At 39.4% G+C, this 15,404-nt stretch carries 14 protein-coding genes; all 14 read right to left on the bottom strand.

The genetic code is table 11. From position 1 onward, the window contains the following. Positions 1-37: 37 nt before the first annotated feature. Positions 38-673, bottom strand: coding sequence for an MBL fold metallo-hydrolase (locus VCHSUH04_RS06770; RefSeq protein WP_105085887.1), 636 nt, complete (start codon positions 671-673; stop codon positions 38-40). Then, complete coding sequence (locus tag VCHSUH04_RS06775; RefSeq protein ID WP_105085888.1) at positions 673-2,913, bottom strand: bifunctional (p)ppGpp synthetase/guanosine-3',5'-bis(diphosphate) 3'-pyrophosphohydrolase; 2,241 nt, start codon at positions 2,911-2,913, stop codon at positions 673-675. Before VCHSUH04_RS06775 ends, VCHSUH04_RS06770 begins: the two co-directional genes overlap by 1 nt. 11 nt (positions 2,914-2,924) lie before the next feature. Beyond that, positions 2,925-4,907 (bottom strand): single-stranded-DNA-specific exonuclease RecJ, encoded by a 1,983-nt coding sequence (recJ, locus tag VCHSUH04_RS06780; RefSeq protein WP_105085889.1) that lies wholly within the window; start codon positions 4,905-4,907, stop codon positions 2,925-2,927. 195 nt (positions 4,908-5,102) lie between these two features. Continuing rightward, positions 5,103-6,521 carry a [FeFe] hydrogenase H-cluster radical SAM maturase HydG gene (gene hydG, locus VCHSUH04_RS06785; RefSeq protein ID WP_060923969.1) on the bottom strand — a complete coding sequence of 473 codons (1,419 nt, stop codon included), beginning with the start codon at positions 6,519-6,521 and terminating at the stop codon, positions 5,103-5,105. A gap of 286 nt (positions 6,522-6,807) precedes the next feature. Beyond that, a complete protein-coding gene (fetB, locus tag VCHSUH04_RS06790) occupies positions 6,808-7,572 on the bottom strand; it encodes an iron export ABC transporter permease subunit FetB (RefSeq protein WP_105085890.1) in 765 nt (254 codons plus the stop codon). Then, a complete protein-coding gene (locus VCHSUH04_RS06795) occupies positions 7,569-8,225 on the bottom strand; it encodes an ATP-binding cassette domain-containing protein (protein ID WP_105085891.1) in 657 nt (218 codons plus the stop codon). The genes fetB and VCHSUH04_RS06795 overlap by 4 nt, the downstream gene beginning before the upstream one ends. A gap of 213 nt (positions 8,226-8,438) precedes the next feature. Continuing rightward, positions 8,439-8,723, bottom strand: a complete 285-nt coding sequence (gene rpmA / locus VCHSUH04_RS06800; protein WP_004696430.1) for a 50S ribosomal protein L27 — start codon at positions 8,721-8,723, stop codon at positions 8,439-8,441. Positions 8,724-8,735: 12 nt separating this feature from the next. Continuing rightward, on the bottom strand, positions 8,736-9,050 hold the full coding sequence (locus tag VCHSUH04_RS06805; RefSeq protein ID WP_105085892.1) for a ribosomal-processing cysteine protease Prp: 315 nt from the start codon (positions 9,048-9,050) through the stop codon (positions 8,736-8,738). Between the two features lie 2 nt (positions 9,051-9,052). Beyond that, positions 9,053-9,364 carry a 50S ribosomal protein L21 gene (gene rplU, locus VCHSUH04_RS06810; RefSeq protein ID WP_004698652.1) on the bottom strand — a complete coding sequence of 104 codons (312 nt, stop codon included), beginning with the start codon at positions 9,362-9,364 and terminating at the stop codon, positions 9,053-9,055. A 204-nt stretch (positions 9,365-9,568) separates the two neighbouring features. Further along, positions 9,569-10,144: a manganese efflux pump MntP family protein gene (locus tag VCHSUH04_RS06815; protein WP_105085893.1), complete on the bottom strand. Its 576-nt coding sequence runs from the start codon at positions 10,142-10,144 to the stop codon at positions 9,569-9,571. A gap of 29 nt (positions 10,145-10,173) precedes the next feature. Further along, a complete protein-coding gene (locus VCHSUH04_RS06820; RefSeq protein ID WP_105085894.1) occupies positions 10,174-11,601 on the bottom strand; it encodes an Rne/Rng family ribonuclease in 1,428 nt (475 codons plus the stop codon). An 88-nt stretch (positions 11,602-11,689) separates the two neighbouring features. Then, a complete protein-coding gene (locus VCHSUH04_RS06825) occupies positions 11,690-12,385 on the bottom strand; it encodes a TIGR03936 family radical SAM-associated protein (RefSeq protein ID WP_105085895.1) in 696 nt (231 codons plus the stop codon). Beyond that, positions 12,357-14,240 (bottom strand): TIGR03960 family B12-binding radical SAM protein, encoded by a 1,884-nt coding sequence (locus VCHSUH04_RS06830; RefSeq protein WP_105085896.1) that lies wholly within the window; start codon positions 14,238-14,240, stop codon positions 12,357-12,359. Before VCHSUH04_RS06830 ends, VCHSUH04_RS06825 begins: the two co-directional genes overlap by 29 nt. 59 nt (positions 14,241-14,299) lie before the next feature. After that, positions 14,300-15,403 carry a rod shape-determining protein RodA gene (gene rodA, locus VCHSUH04_RS06835; RefSeq protein ID WP_105085897.1) on the bottom strand — a complete coding sequence of 368 codons (1,104 nt, stop codon included), beginning with the start codon at positions 15,401-15,403 and terminating at the stop codon, positions 14,300-14,302. Position 15,404: the final 1 nt, after the last annotated feature.

Raw genomic sequence — 15,404 nt, forward strand, 5'->3', positions numbered from 1 at the left:
AACTATCCCCTTTACTTCTTACAAAATTTTATAAAACCTACGCTCCAACGAATGGATTGTATTGTTTTTCATAACCTATCTTGGTTTCCGGTCCATGACCAGGATACACCATTGTATTATCAGGCAACTTATAGAGCTGCGTTTTAATGGATTCCATTAACGACTCATAAGAGCCATTTGGAAAATCTGTACGTCCCACGGAATCTCTAAATAGTGTATCGCCTACAAAGACAAGGCCTTCCATATAATAACATATCCCACCTGGCGTATGACCTGGCGTTTCAAGTACTTCAAGGTCAATAGCGCCACATGTAATATGGTCACCTTGCTTAACCTCGATGATATCAGCATTCACCTTAATGGGTGTAGGATTGCTATACGTACTGAGATTAAGCTCAGGATCAGCCAAATATGGTACATCGCCCTTATGAATATATACAGGTACTTGATATGTATCTACAATCTCTTGAACACCACCAATATGATCTCCGTGACCATGAGTTAGCAAAATGGCCTTTGGTTTTAAGTCATGCTTCTTAAGAGACTCTAATACTTCCGCCGTAGCAGGATCAATAATAAACGCTTCTCCTACTGCTTTATCGCCTATGACATAGCAATTTGTTCCTAGTGGACCCAAGGGCATACGCATAAGCACTAGTTGTTGTTCACTCATTAAGCCCCTCCTTTACTACGCTGTACCGTATACACTTCACGGATACGACGCAATTTAGTCATTACAAAATCTAATTGTGAAATATCGCGAATATCAACTACTACATTGATACTTACAGTTTTAGTATCTTCTTGAACCTTAGCATTGATGTTTGTAATGGTGATTTTCAATTCTGAAAGTACAGCCATAACCTCCATCAACAGACCATTTCGATCATAAGCTTGGATATCGATGCCTACGTGGAAAGATTCACCAGAGGAACCATCCCAGGAGACCTCAATCATACGCTCTAAATCTTCTGGCGTATGCCCTAGACTCGTACAATCGGAGCGATGGATGGATACCCCACGACCACGCGTGATATAACCGATGATATCATCACCAGGTACAGGGCTACAGCATTTCGCCATACGCACCATAACACCAGCTTCGCCTTTTACAAGAACGCCTGTATCATTCTTGGTCGTTTTCGGACCTTGAGCTTTTAGTTTCTCAATGATTTGTTCAGTGCTGTGTTTAGACTCTTCTGCTTCTTTAGATTTTTTATAGAGTTCAATTAACCGCAATAGAACAGTGCTTACAGGGATGCCACCATAACCGCAAGCGGCAAACATTTCTTCTTCTGTACATGCTTTGAGCTGTTTCGTAACCTGTTGAAGTCGATTGTCGGTAATCAATTCTTTCCAGTTATAATTTAATCGTTTTGCTTCTTTTTCAAGAGCTTCTAAGCCTTTTTCAATATTTTCAGCTTTATTTTCACGCTTGAACCAGTTGCGTATTTTACTCTTACTTTCAGAAGAACCTACGATATTAAGCCAATCAAGGCTCGGACGACCTGTTTTAGATGTAATGATATCTACGATATCACCATTTTGCAAGGTGTAATCAAGAGGTACAATTTTACCATTTACCTTGGCACCTACGCATCTATGCCCTACATCGGTATGAACACGATATGCAAAGTCTAGTGGAACAGAACCTATCGGCAATTTAACAACATCGCCTTTTGGTGTAAATACGAATACTTCACCGGAGAATACGTCTAATTTTAAAGCGTTTACAAGCTCTGTTGGATTACTTGTATCTTGCCATTCCAATACTTGGCGCAACCACGCAACCTTTTGGTCGAAATCCTTATCGCCATTTTTATTGCCTTCTTTATAACGCCAATGGGCTGCAACACCGTATTCAGATACGCGGTGCATTTCCCATGTACGGATTTGAATTTCTACAGGTTGCCCCATGGTACCGATAACCGTAGTATGTAACGATTGATACATATTAGATTTCGGCATGGAAATATAATCTTTGAAACGATATGGCAATGGTTTCCACAAACTATGAGCAATGCCTAGTACCGCGTAACAATCAGGAATTGTATCAACGATAACGCGAACTGCAAGCAAGTCATAGATTTGAGATAAATCGCGATTGTCCTTTTTCATCTTCTTGTAAATACTGTAGAAATGTTTTGGACGACCTTTGATATCCGCCTTAATATGAGCTTCGCCTAAAGCCTTAGTGAGTTGACTCATCGTATCATTTACAATGTCTTCACGAGCTTGGCGTTTTTGTTTCATTTGATCTACAAGATCATAGTATTTTTCTGGTTCTAAATACCGGAATGATAAATCTTCCAGCTCCCATTTCACATTGAAGATACCAAGGCGATGTGCTAAAGGAGCAAAGATTTCTAATGTTTCCTTGGCAATGCGCTTTTGTTTGTCGCTACGCATATGCTTTAAGGTACGCATATTATGTAGGCGATCACCTAGTTTAATAACAACGACGCGCACATCTTTCGCCATGGCTAAAATCATCTTCCGATAATTTTCCATTTGCCGATCTTCTTTTGTTTCATATTGGAATTGGTTTAATTTCGTTACACCATCAACAAGGAATGCTACTTCAGAGCCAAACATTTCCTCCAAGTCTTCCTTTGAATATGATGTATCCTCAACCACATCATGCATGAGTGCTGCCATAAGTGTGATATGGTCAATTTGTAAGTGTGCCAAAATATCAGCTACTGCTAGTGGATGCATGATATACGGTTCACCAGAAGCTCTAAGCTGACCTTCGTGAGCCTTATCTGCAAGCTCAAAAGCCTTTAATACTTGGTTACACTCATCATCTGTTAAATAGGTATGGATATACTCCATAAATTCAGCTAAAGCTTTTCCTTTATTAAAAGTGCTTTGTTCTACTAAAGCTTTGCCTTCTTCATTTACAGTTGTCATGGTGTCACCTCCTATACACTATAGGTAAGAAATGTTACGGACGTGACAAGATCTAATTTTCCTTCAATGGCATTCCATCTTAGCATTAATTGACCATCATCACTGGTATATTCTTCTATGATGCCCAACTCCTTAAATACATCTAAGGATGTAAGGGCACTGCGATTATTTTGATCTGCCGGCTTACGGCGCAAAATTTCTTGTTCCACATTATAAACCGATTGACTACGACCACGCATAGCTTGTTTTACTATGACATACATTTGTCTAAGACCTTCCGTGGAAAGCGTAATCGGCTCTTCAGTGAGCGGTTCAATAGCTTGGATCATAAGCTGTGGAGAAACCATCCCTTGCCATTCATTCTTTTGCAATGAAAATGCTACTTTCACCACAGTTCCAATGAATATAGTTTTAAATAAATCGGGACGATTCCAAGCAATGGCATCCAATGTGCCACTAGAGGTTTCTAAAATCACCTTGCAATGATTTTTCAATTGTCCCATTAGCATTATATCTTGTACAGTTGCTTCCATAACGGCAAAGACCGGCGTACTATTGGCCATACCATATGGCTCAAGGGCTGATACGCGATCAATAATATCAACATCGATATCATCAACAGGTAGTTCCGCATCAATAGCAACAACAGGAATGTATTCCTCTGCTGTTACATGATCCTTACAATACGCAGTCAAACGGTCTCGCAATTCATCTATACGATTTGCATCAATACTGAAGCCTGCTGCTGCAGCATGGCCACCGAATTGTAATAATACATCTTCGCAAGACTTCAGTGCATCGTAGATATTAAAACCATCGATACTACGGCAGGAGCCTTTGCCAATACCATCATGAATACTAATGACTAAGGTTGGTTTGTAGAACTCCTCTACGAGACGAGAAGCAACGATACCGATAACACCAGAATGCCACTCATCACCGGCTACAACGGTTACATAGTCAGCTTTATGACCTTGATTAGCCACATCGATACGAGCTAGTTCGTGAATATTCCGCTCTAGTTCTTGACGCTCACGATTTGTTTCATTTAATTCTTCAGCAATCGCTTCAGCCATGTCAGCATTATCAGTAACTAGCAACTCAACAGCACGTGTTGCATGAGTTACACGACCTGCTGCATTTAGCCGTGGGGCTAAGGTGAAACCAATATGTCCAGATGTTATAGTCCGTTCATGGAGACCTGCTACATCGATTAGCTTTTTAATTCCTAGATTTGGATGACTATTCATCTTTTCAAGGCCTGCTTTTACAATGATGCGGTTCTCACCGACTAACGGCACAACGTCTGCCACAGTGCCTAAGGCAACGATATCTAGATCATCTAAATACCATTCACCAGTCTTTGTAAGCCACAATGCTTGGCATAATTTAAAAGCCACACCAACACCGGATAAGTTCTTATCCTTGTAGTGACAGTCCTTTTGCTTGTGGTTAATAACAGCCTTTGCTCGTGGAATCATATCTGGTGCCGTATGATGATCCGTAATAATCATATCGATACGATCTCGTACAGCCTCTACAATATCGTAAGAGCTAATACCACAATCTACGGTAATTACTAGAGCTGTTCCCTGCTCTATAAGATGCTCTAAAGCCTCTAAATTGAGGCCATACCCTTCGCTTTGACGCTCTGGTATGTAATAGGTAACATCAGCACCTAGTTTCTTTAAAAAGCGATATAGAACAGATGTTGCAGTAATACCATCTACATCATAATCACCATAAATAACGATTGGTTTATGTTTTTCAATTGTCTCCTGAACTAGCGAAACAGCTACATCCATATCTTTTAATGCAAATGGATCTAACAAATTAGACAAAGAGCCTTGTAAAAATCGACGCCCTTCATCAACATCTATGTGGCGATTAACCATTAATTTGGCCACAATAGGATTCACACCAAGTTCACGGATTAAGATATTCTCTTGTTCTTTGTCGCTTGTGGAAATGCGCCAACGTTTTTTCTTAATCATCATATCCCTCAGTAGTTTATAATCAATATTAGTATAAAACTTCAACGTATTATCATTATCATTTTTATTTATTATACATCAAAAAGTGAATAAAATAAACTATTTTATATACTTTATTCTCATTTAAACTTTGTGTTTTTCTCAACAAAAAAGAACCTCCCATTATCAATAGGAGGTTCTCGATCAGTGAATTACTTAGAACCGGAAGTCTCGTTCGCCGTCTTTCATCTGTGCAATATAAGCTTTAGCTTTATCTTTAACTAAATCATTTTTGATATTTTCTAACTGTTGTTCAATAACCTTAGCGCCATGAGCTTTAGTTTTTTCGTCACCATAATCCATGATGTATTCGTTTAATGTCATCAATGCATTAGGTTGGCAACAGTTATGGATTTGGCCGGATTTAGCGAGGGCCATAAATCTGTCCCCTGTTCTACCTGCTCGATAGCATGCAGTACAGAAACTAGGCACATATCCAAGATCTAGTAACCAATCTACGATTTCATCTAATGTACGTGTGTCACTGCGATCAAATTGAGCCGAATTATCCTCTGGTTTCTCTTCTTCTTTGTAACCACCTACGCTAGTACGAGAGCCACCACTAATTTGGGAGATACCTAATGCCAAACCGCGTTCACGCATGGATTGACTTTCACGGGTAGACATAATCATACCTGTATACGGTGTGGATACACGAATAAGAGCAACGATTTTCTCAAATATATCATCAGGTACAGCATTACTGAAATCATCTACATCGATATCATCAGCTGGACAAATACGAGGTACAGAAATAGTATGTGGACCTACACCAAATACAGCCTCTAAATGCTCTGCATGCATCAACAAACCTACAAAATCATATTTATAATGTTCTAAGCCATAAAGAACACCGATACCAACATCATCAATGCCACCTTGCATAGCACGGTCCATCGCCTCTGTATGGTAGGCGTAGTCGCTCTTAGGGCCTGTTGGATGAAGTGCTTCGTAGTTTTCTTTATTGTACGTTTCTTGGAATAATGTATATGTACCAATACCAGCTTCATGTAATTTCTTGTAATCCTCAACGGAACAAGCTGCAATATTTACGTTTACACGGCGAATTTCGCCATTTTTATTTTTAATACCGTAAATAGTCTTGATAGATTCCAAAATATATTCAAGAGGATTATTAAGAGGATCTTCACCAGACTCAATAACAATGCGCTTATGCCCCATTGCTTCTAAGGCAATAACCTCTTCTCTAATTTGGTCTTGAGTCAACTTTTTACGTTTAATATCGCGATTTTTAGAATGGTACGGACAGTATACACAACCATTAATACAATAGTTAGACAAATATAATGGTGCAAATAGAACGATACGATCCCCATAAATAGCTTTCTTGATTTCTTTAGCTAACGCATAAAGCTTTTCCTTATATTCAGGCAACGGACATTCTAATAGAACAGCTGCTTCTCTATGGTTCAACCCCTTAAATGTAGCAGCTTTTGCTAAAATAGCATCTAACAACTCCCGATTTTCCTTGTTTTCCTCTGCATAGGCAAGGGTGTCAAGGATTTCCTGATGGGAAATAAATTCCTCCGCCTTTGGAGATTTTACATCATACATAGTACTTACCTCAAATCTTTCTAGTGGCAACGCCACCCCTCTTTAGGTATATGAAAGTATATGACAACCAGTCTTCTGGTATTTCACTGATACTGTACTAAGTATACCACTATTCCTACTAAAAAACATAGGAATTTAATACACAACAAAAGGTTCCCTCCTCCTATGAGGAAGCAACCTTTATTTCATGGGTTATTCTAATCTATATCGATTATCTATATCGAATATGACTAAAATGTATGTAACTAAATTAATTCCTTATTTACTATTAAGATTTCAATAGAAATTACTTATATAATTGATTTCTAGTATTAAAAAATGTCCTATAAGACAACTGACACGTAATAAAACAAGCAATCGATATAGTGGATAACGACATAAATGTAACGATCATTTGATATTTCACCGCTTCTAAAGGTGGCATGCCCGCTAATATAAGGCCTGTCATCATCCCCGGAAGAGCTACGATACCTAAGGTCTTAGCACTATCTACAGTAGGTTGTAGACCCGTCTTTATAACGTCACGGACTATCGCTTTCGAAGCTTGTTTAGGTGTACTACCTAAAGCTAATTTAATCTCCACCTCTTGTTTACGCAATTCAAAATTTGATAGCATTTGACGATAACAAAGCCCAATGGCTACCATAGCACCACTAATGACCATACCACCAACAGGAATCAATTGGTACGCAGTAAAACTAAGCACGCCAGTTACCAATAAAATAGATAAGGTTATCCATGCACCAATGGTGATAGCAAACCAGGAAATCCATAACGCATGCGGAATCCCTTGCCCTCGTTTAGCTGAGTTATAAGCAGCATTAAAAGCCATAAATCCAAGTAAGCCAATAATAAATATTGGACTTTCCGTACTAAAAATATAGGATAAAATAAACCCGATGACTAATAGTTGAACTGTAGCACGTATAGCACTGATGAAAATATCCTTTTCTAGCTTCAATTCTTGTCGATAAGACATAATCATACTAATAATAACTAGCACTGATGCAAGGCACAACGATATAGTAGATATAGTTTGAAACTGACTCATATCAGTACCTCCTCTTTAGCTAATTGACCGTCTACGATAGTGATGCGGCGATTTGCAGTACGCAAGCTTTGCTCTTCATTATGAGTAATGGAGATAATGGTGATCCCCTTTTTATGAAGCTCATCAATAACATTTTCTACAATAGATGTATTCGTCGCATCTAAGGCAGACGTAACCTCGTCTAAAAGCAACACTTTAGGCTCAAAAATAAGGCTCCGAATAAGGCATATTCGTTGCATTTCACCACCAGACAACTCATCATTACCGCGCTCCATATAATTTAGTGGCATATGTAGTAGATCAAAGAGATATTCTATACGACTCATATCCGGTTTTAAACCGCGAATATCATAAGGAAATAGAATATTACGACGTACTGTTTTCGCAAACAAATAAGGTCTTTGAAAGCAGTAGCCCACCTCTCTACGATAAGATTCAGGATCTATAGCCGTTAAGGGACGATCATTATAAGTAATAGTTCCCGATGTAGGACTAATCAGATCACTACATAATTTTAAAAGTGTACTTTTACCACTTCCAGAAGGACCTACAATAGTAATATAATCGCCTTGATTTACCGATAAAGATACATCACTGATAATAGATTTGTCTTTTACAATATAAGATATATTTGATAATTCTAGCAGCGCCATAAAGCCCCCTATCTCGTCATATGTATATTAATAGCAAAATATCGACTCACTGTTGCTAGTTATTTAGTATTCTTAAGCATAATGATTCTAATTATTTTATCATTACCAATATGATAATGCTAAGCTTAATTATAATATATCTATTAGACACATACTACAGAAAACAAAAAATCCCTAGTGGAAAACCACTAGGGATTAATAGTCTTTGTAAAATTAAGCTTCTACAGGGTATACGCTAACTTTACGGTTGTAACGACCAGCACGTTCAAATGCTACTTTACCAGGCACAAGTGCGAATAAAGTGTCATCTTTACCGATACCTACGTTAGTACCAGGGTGGAAGTGAGTACCACGTTGACGAACGATGATGTTACCGCTCTTTACGATGGAACCATCATGGCATTTAACACCAAGACGTTTAGATTCACTATCACGACCGTTACGAGTACTGGACACACCTTTTTTATGTGCGAACAATTGCAAATCAAAAGTAAACATTAAGTTCACCTCCTATATTTCGTGTATTTGGACAAACTCTGGATATTGACGGCTAATTTCCTTTAAACCAAGGATCATAGTCCCCAGAATATCCTGTCCACTCTGGTTAATCGTACCAGAGAGAACCATATCACATTGACCTTCGCTATTCGTATATTCCCCTTCTTGCTGAGCAATTTGGGTAAGTCCTAACATTGCCGTTGCCGATAAGGCAGACACTGCAGCACATACGATATCGAAGCCATGCTCATCATATCCTGCATGACCGGACATATGACAACCAATTACTTGACCATCACTATTCCGCTGGATTCCAATGGAAACCATAATTAAGCTTGGATAGATTCAATACGAACTTTTGTGAACGGTTGACGATGGCCTTGACGACGACGGTAGTTGGATTTAGCTTTGTATTTGAATACTAAGATTTTTTTACCTTTACCATGCTCAAGAACTGTACCTGTAACTTTTGCACCGTTTACAAGAGGAGCGCCAACTTTAACGTCGCCGTCATTCACTACAGTCAAAACTTCTTCGAATGTAACGGACTCGTTAGCAGCTGCTTCCAATTTTTCGATAGTAATTACATCGCCTTCAGCAACGCGATATTGTTTACCACCAGTTTTAATAATTGCGTACATGAGAACACCTCCTTGTTATCGAACTCGCTGAATTCGGTATCCCGACCCGAACTTCGGTCGGGCGTTTAAACCTGCTTCACGCGGATTGCAAAGTTCAGTAAACCGAACTAATACTGATATAGTATATCCTATTTACCTATCCATGTCAAACTAAATTCAACATAAACAGCTCAGTTTCTAATACTTTCATATATATACAAACCTCTAAAATTCTCCGATAATACCGAGGTGTTGTAAAAGTATTTTTGTACCGATGAGAATCAATACACCCCCACCTAGTATGTCTGCATATTTCCCAACAAACTGGCCCATAAATTTACCTAAGTATACACCAATTAAAGAAATACCGAAGGTAATAACTCCAATCATGGTAGATGCTTCCCACACATTGATGGGCATGAACGCAAAGGTAAGCCCTACAGCCATTGCATCAAGACTAGTGGCTACGGAGAGCATCATCATTTCCCAAACGCCTAAAAACTGTTTATCATCGTCTTCATCAGTTTCATCGCTCAGCCCCTCTCTGATCATAGCAACACCTAAATAGCCGAGCAGACCAAAGATAATCCAATGATCCCATTCAGATATGACATCAATAAACTGACGGCCTATAAGCCAGCCTATAACGGGCATGAGAAACTGAAACAAACCAAATAAAAACGCTAAGGTCACTTTTCGTCCATTCTCACCAACGGGCATGGATAAACCTTTACCGATAGAGACACCAAAGGCATCCATAGCAAGACCAATACTAATTAATACAATTTCAAATACTGACACAATATTCCTCTATAAACAAACTACTTACTTTATTCTGCTACAGCCATCAGAGAATAGCCTTCACGACTAATTTGTGGATTTACCACAATAGAAATCTTCCGGCCCATAGACTCGCCTAGGTCTTCAAGAACGGCCTTTGTCAAATATTGAGCTACCTCTGGATGAACTTCAATCTCTAAATTAGATTTAATACGCCCCGATTTAAATAATTCACGGATTCGTCGAACGATCTGCATATATACAGTTCTACCTGACAACATATAGCCAGTCCCTCCACATTGAGGGCAGGTATCAAACATCAAGGTCTGCAAGCCTTGGCGTGCACGCTTACGGGTCATTTCCACGAGCCCCAGCGAACTAATACCACATACCACAGTTTTCATCTTGTCTAACTTGGCTTGTGCGCTCAACAATTTTAACAACTCTTGTTGATGGGACTTATCCTTCATATCGATAAAATCGACGACGATAATACCACCAATATCGCGCAATCGCAATTGACGACAAATTTCTTTAGCCGCCTCTTTATTAACGGTAAAAGCTAAATCTTCTAGCTTATTGGATTTACCCGTATAATGAGCAGAGTTCACATCGAATACGGTAAGTGCCTCCGTATGATCAATGCGGATAGAGCCGCCAGAAGGAAGATTGATATCACGAGAGATAAGATCTTCTAATTGAGGTTCAATGTGATTGGCTTTAAAGATAGGTGTGCTGTCTCGATGGCGTGTCACTTTAATTTGCTGTGATGTAGGGCCATGACCTAAGAGGTCCATCAATCGGGATTCGCCCATATCGGAATCGACGATGATTTCCGCTACATTTCGATGCGCATAGTCACGTACAAGGCGGAACCAGAAGTCCGCATCACTATAGAGATCAGTACCACTCTTAGCCACCTTAAATCGTTTTAACACATGTTGCCATGTACGCCATAGATATTCCATATCACGACCGATTTCGTCAGCACTAGCCTTAGCGGCTGCGGTACGAATAATAAATCCACAGCCTTCCTGTACATAAGGCGCTGCTAATTCTTGTAATTTAGCACGTACTGCTTCATCAGTAATTTTCTTAGAAATATGCATACCTTCAGAATATGGTAAAAGCACCATAAAGCGTCCTGCCAAACTCACATCAGCTGTAACGCGAGCTCCTTTACCTAGCATTTCCTCTTTTACCACTTGTACGAGAATTTGCTGTCCCACAGATAGGCGTGGCAAGATTTTCTGTTCTTTCCCCTGTTGAAGGTTCAAATACGCATTTTGAGAGCCTCCAATATCGACAAAAGCCGCTTGCATACCGTTAAGTACGTTCTTAACAGTCCCCTTGAACATGTGATTTGCCATATGAGACTCATCAGTACGTTCTAAGACAAAGTCTACTAACTGCCCTTCTTCGTCGATAACAGCCATGCGGATTTCTTCGCGCATAACATTGACCAAAATTTTATGCATCCTATCCCTCCCTTCGTTCAATTCAAAATATATAGGTCTTTTAAATCACTAAAGCTTATATAAATGCTTAAGATTTATGTAAAAAGTACTAGTAATTAATTTCCAATGGAGTGTAACGGCCTTCATCGTTTTCCACCATAATGGCTTTACGGTGAATTTCATAGCCCGTCGTAATAGGCCAGTTATATTTATCTTTACCAAGATTCCACACTTCGCTAGGTTTGATTGTACCTTGCGGATAAATGCCGATGCCCATAGTAAGGGTTACCATACCATCCTTAACAGATGCTACGATAGGTTCTTTTACAAATTCTTTCACATCGATGGTGCGAGTTTTCTTAGGCGTTACCTTTTCATAAGAAATTTCCGATGCTTCATTGAAAGGTTTTAGCAATGCATCCCAATCAGCATTTTCATCCGTTACAGGACCTGTAACTTCGTAAATAGCAAAGTTACAAATAGCCATCATCTTTTTCACCTTTTCAGGCATTTCTTTGCCACCTAGCACCTCAAGACCTGGAGGTGCTACGCGGTTTAAGCGCTCCATGATGGACTCTAAAGAATCTTCTTCTAGTACATCCATATCGATATATTCAGCTGCTGCCGTTACGCCTAACGCAAGTGCGGAGGAGAAGCTAATTTTCATATGTGGATTAAAGCCTTCGGAATAAGCCATTTTAATTCCGGCGCGGCGAATCATACGCTCTACAGCTTGTGCATAATCAAGGTGCGACAAGAATCTCAACTCTTCGCCTTTATTTAAGGCCAAACGTAACTTTTTCAACTCTGCCACCCTCCTTATAGTCAATAATAGCTGTATCAAGCTCTGGACATACATTACAGCCCTTACATGGAGCACGACGGCAATCGCCTGTAAGATTTGCTTCTACCGCTTGTTCCCACTCACGTTTTAAGAACGCTTTACTTACCGTGCAGTCTAGATGATCCCAAGGTAATGGCTCATCAAAGTCACGTGTACGGCGTGCATAATATGCAGGATCCAAACCACAGTCTGCGAAGGCTTTCAACCAAGTTTCATAGTTGAAGAACTCAGTCCAGCCATCGAATTTACAACCTGCTTCCCAGGCTTTTACGAGAACCTTAGATAATCTACGGTCCCCACGAGCAAAGGCAGCCTCCATGTAGCCAGTATAGCCATCATGGTAATGATAGGAAATATTGCGATTATTGATGAGAGACTTCAAGTAACGTTGTTTACGATGAATTTCCTCTACATCTTGTTGACCATACCATTGGTATGGAGAATGTGTTTTCGGTACGAAGAAGGATACGCTGACAGTGACAGAACCATTGCGTTTACCTGTAATATCACGATGCAAATCAAGCACCTTATACGCCAAATTAGCAATACCTGCTAGGTCTTCATCAGTTTCAGTAGGAAGGCCCATCATAAAGTACAGCTTAACTGTATTCCACCCAGATTTAAAGGCATTTGTACACGCTGCCAATAAGTCTTCTTCGCTAACACCTTTGTTGATAACATCGCGCATGCGCTGTGTACCTGCTTCAGGAGCAAAAGTAAGACCACTCTTACGCACTTGTTGCACTTTTTTCGCAATATCGATGGAGAAACTATCGATACGCAAGGATGGCAAGCTTACGCTCACTTGTTTGTCTTTGAACTCTTCCATGAGCATGTCTACGAGCTCAGGCAATTTAGAATAGTCCGCAGAGCTTAAGCTCATCAAAGAGATTTCATTATACCCAGTGTTAGCAATCGTGTCCTTAGCAATTTGAAGCAAACGTTCTGGTGTCTTTTCACGAACAGGACGGTATAACATACCAGCCTGACAGAAACGACAGCCTCGTGTACAGCCCCGGAATAGTTCTAGTACTGCCCGGTCATGCACGATATCCAAGAATGGTACTACAGGTTTTGTAGGGTAGAACACATTTTCTACATCTTCTACGATGCGTTTCTCTACAGCTGCCGGTACATCTTCAAAGCGAGGTGTAATAGATTTAAAATCACCTTGATCTGTATATTCCACATCATATAATGCAGGACAATAGGTACCAGGAATTTGAGCTACTTTACGCAAAAACGCCTCTTTACCACCTGGGAAACCTTTTGCTTTTTCAGCTTTATAGAGGTCGATAAATTCATCACCCCATTCTTCGGATTCACCGAGAGATACAATATCAAAGAAATCTGCAATAGGCTCTACATTAAATGCACATGGACCACCACATACGAGTAACGGGAAATCCATATCACGATCTTTAGCGTACATAGGAATGCCAGCCAAATCGAGCATATTCAAGATATTAGTAAAGCTCATCTCATATTGAAGCGTAAAGGCTAGTACATCAAAGTCTTTAATAGGCGTACGAGTTTCCAAAGAAAATAAAGGAATGTTGCGCTTGCGCATCTCCTCTTCCATATCGTGCCAAGGTGCAAACACACGTTCCGCTGCTGCATCATCACGACGGTTTACAAGACCATATAAAATTTTGATACCCAAATGGCTCATGGCCACCTCGTATACATCTGGAAAAGCTAATGCCATTGTTACATCAACAGTACTGTGATCTTTTACGATACTGTTATATTCGCCGCCCGTATAACGAGCAGGCTTTTGGACATGTTGTAACCATGACGTATCTAATTGAATCATACATCCTCCGTCTTTTCTGAAAGACTTCTTTCACAATCAATCCTATATACATAGGTTATTTAAAAAATATATTTCGTCCGTTGCATTGCGATATTTAACAAAATACCGATACTTAACATATTCGTAGTCAATGCACTAACACCATAACTAAGGAATGGCAATGGAATACCAGTAACAGGCATAATACCAATTGTCATACCTACGTTTACGAGTACCTCAAAGGTAAACATGGTAGCAATACCTGTAGCTAATAACATACCAAAATTATCATTACACATATACGCCACTTTAATGCTGCGATAAATAAGCATAAAGAGCAATAACAATACTATGATACAACCTACAAAGCCAAATTCTTCACCAATAACTGAGAAAATAAAATCCGTATGGTTTTCTGGTAAGAAGTTCAACTGACTTTGAGTACCATTGAAGAGTCCCTTACCAAAAATCAAACCAGAACCAATGGCAATCTTAGATTGAATAATATGATAACCAGATCCAAACGGATCAATATCTGGATTTAAAAATACGAGAATACGTTGTTTTTGGTATTCTTTCAGTACAAACCAGCCTAAAGGCATCAATAATAAACCAGTGCCCGCAATGATTTTTATGAGTCTTATTTTAATGCCAGAGATAAATAGCATCCCCACAAAAATGGCAATGTACACAAGAGATGTACCTAAGTCAGGTTGTAAGAATACAAGCGCAATAGGCACCCCAACATATAATACAGGCATTATTAAAGACTTAAATGTATCTAACTTGCCAATACGGGGCTCTAGCATTTTGGCCATACAGATAATCATCAATAATTTAGAAAATTCTGATGGCTGAATGGTAATAGGACCCAATTGAATCCACCGTTGAGCACCCAATGCAGATGTACCAACAGCCATAACAGCAATTAACATCAAAAGAGTAATGCCATAAATGATATTGCCCCAATCCTTTAATCGATGATAGTTAAGGAATTGCATGCCTATCACAACAGCTGCATTAGCAAGGAAAAATATAAGTTGCTTTACTACTAAACTACCAAATCCAATAGGCTCTTGATTAACATGAGTTGCACTGCCAATAGCTGCTAAGCCAATGCAAACTAGTAGAAAAGTACATATGATAATAGCCCAGTCGCTATCATTCCATAGTTTCCGCCACATC

Source organism: Veillonella sp. T14073-2 (genome assembly GCF_002959875.1).
Taxonomy (GTDB): Bacteria; Bacillota; Negativicutes; order Veillonellales; family Veillonellaceae; genus Veillonella; species Veillonella infantium.

What these genes read in the sequence shown, in the direction of transcription:
- rodA (WP_105085897.1), bottom strand. Translation starts at nt 15,403, where the DNA reads ATGTGGCGGAAACTATGGAATGATAGCGACTGGGCTATTATCATATGT.
- VCHSUH04_RS06805 (WP_105085892.1), bottom strand. Translation starts at nt 9,050, where the DNA reads ATGGTTTCCATTGGAATCCAGCGGAATAGTGATGGTCAAGTAATTGGT.
- recJ (WP_105085889.1), bottom strand. Translation starts at nt 4,907, where the DNA reads ATGATTAAGAAAAAACGTTGGCGCATTTCCACAAGCGACAAAGAACAA.
- rpmA (WP_004696430.1), bottom strand. Translation starts at nt 8,723, where the DNA reads ATGTTTACTTTTGATTTGCAATTGTTCGCACATAAAAAAGGTGTGTCC.
- VCHSUH04_RS06820 (WP_105085894.1), bottom strand. Translation starts at nt 11,601, where the DNA reads ATGCATAAAATTTTGGTCAATGTTATGCGCGAAGAAATCCGCATGGCT.
- hydG (WP_060923969.1), bottom strand. Translation starts at nt 6,521, where the DNA reads ATGTATGATGTAAAATCTCCAAAGGCGGAGGAATTTATTTCCCATCAG.
- VCHSUH04_RS06770 (WP_105085887.1), bottom strand. Translation starts at nt 673, where the DNA reads ATGAGTGAACAACAACTAGTGCTTATGCGTATGCCCTTGGGTCCACTA.
- rplU (WP_004698652.1), bottom strand. Translation starts at nt 9,364, where the DNA reads ATGTACGCAATTATTAAAACTGGTGGTAAACAATATCGCGTTGCTGAA.
- fetB (WP_105085890.1), bottom strand. Translation starts at nt 7,572, where the DNA reads ATGAGTCAGTTTCAAACTATATCTACTATATCGTTGTGCCTTGCATCA.
- VCHSUH04_RS06775 (WP_105085888.1), bottom strand. Translation starts at nt 2,913, where the DNA reads ATGACAACTGTAAATGAAGAAGGCAAAGCTTTAGTAGAACAAAGCACT.
- VCHSUH04_RS06795 (WP_105085891.1), bottom strand. Translation starts at nt 8,225, where the DNA reads ATGGCGCTGCTAGAATTATCAAATATATCTTATATTGTAAAAGACAAA.
- VCHSUH04_RS06830 (WP_105085896.1), bottom strand. Translation starts at nt 14,240, where the DNA reads ATGATTCAATTAGATACGTCATGGTTACAACATGTCCAAAAGCCTGCT.